Genomic DNA, 811 nt, shown 5'->3' with positions numbered 1-811 from the left:
AAGGGTTACTATGTTTCTACGGTTGGTTTGGATGAGGAAATGATAAAAGAGTACATACGAAACCAAGAAAAAAATGACATTCATCGAGATCAATTAAAACTCGGAATGTAGGGACTTAAGCCCTTTTATGGCGTCACCCAAATAAGCCTCCGGCTTTGCCGGAGGTAAGTTAACTTAGTAGCCACTGCCTCCAGCACTGTAAATATTATTGTTACGGTCAAGCGCCCAAAGATATTAATAGTTACCAATGGATATGAGGTTTTTATTGCCCCCATAGACACTTTGTTTCCATTCACTGTTTACTCGATAATAAACATAGCCATCTGTGCCTACGCCCTAAACAGCATTATGGCCCATATTACTAATATGAGTGAGCTTTTCAGGAACCTGTTGCCAAGTTTGATTGGATTCCAAATAGAAAATATCGTTATTGGCATTGATCCCCCAAACATCGTCAGCATTCGCCACGGCGATTTGTATTAAAGCCCCTTCGACTGGCGTCCATTGATTATTGTGGAAATAGAAAATGGTATCATGCTCATCGAATCCCCATGCCGCGGTATAGGTACGCTCAAGTCTCGACCAAAAGACAGGAGAGCAACCTATGCGAGACCCTAAGAGTTTGTCCCATACACGTTGGGATTGTAAGTACCATATTTGTATTTATTCCAAAAAAGAGACGTAAGTTAATATTTGGTGTTAAGTACCTGAGTATAAAATTACCAACAATTAGGTTAATATTTAATCTTTGATATTTTTTACATTACCAATGATATAGAACTTGTATCAATATCGAAATTTTTGTATAACT

Annotated in this window: 1 protein-coding gene and 2 pseudogenes; 2 read left to right on the top strand and 1 reads right to left on the bottom strand. The window is 38.2% G+C overall.

From position 1 onward, the window contains the following. Positions 1–111: pseudogene (locus L2764_RS27455) on the top strand (IS200/IS605 family transposase); the annotation flags it as partial. A gap of 225 nt (positions 112–336) precedes the next feature. On the opposite strand, the gene L2764_RS27450 reads toward L2764_RS27455, so the two are convergent. Further along, positions 337–606 carry a tectonin domain-containing protein gene (locus L2764_RS27450; protein WP_312018398.1) on the bottom strand — a complete coding sequence of 90 codons (270 nt, stop codon included), beginning with the start codon at positions 604–606 and terminating at the stop codon, positions 337–339. Between L2764_RS27450 and L2764_RS27445 the strand changes: the two are divergent. After that, positions 605–698 (top strand): annotated as a pseudogene (locus L2764_RS27445) (IS200/IS605 family transposase); the annotation flags it as partial. The gene L2764_RS27450 and the pseudogene L2764_RS27445 sit on opposite strands and share 2 nt — an antisense overlap. Between the last annotated feature and the right edge of the window lie 113 nt (positions 699–811).

It is taken from the genome of Shewanella surugensis, from assembly GCF_023284005.1.
Lineage (GTDB): Bacteria > Pseudomonadota > Gammaproteobacteria > Enterobacterales > Shewanellaceae > Shewanella > Shewanella surugensis.
The sequence above is the reverse complement of the archived record's forward strand: the minus strand, read 5'-3'. Positions and strand labels throughout refer to the sequence as shown.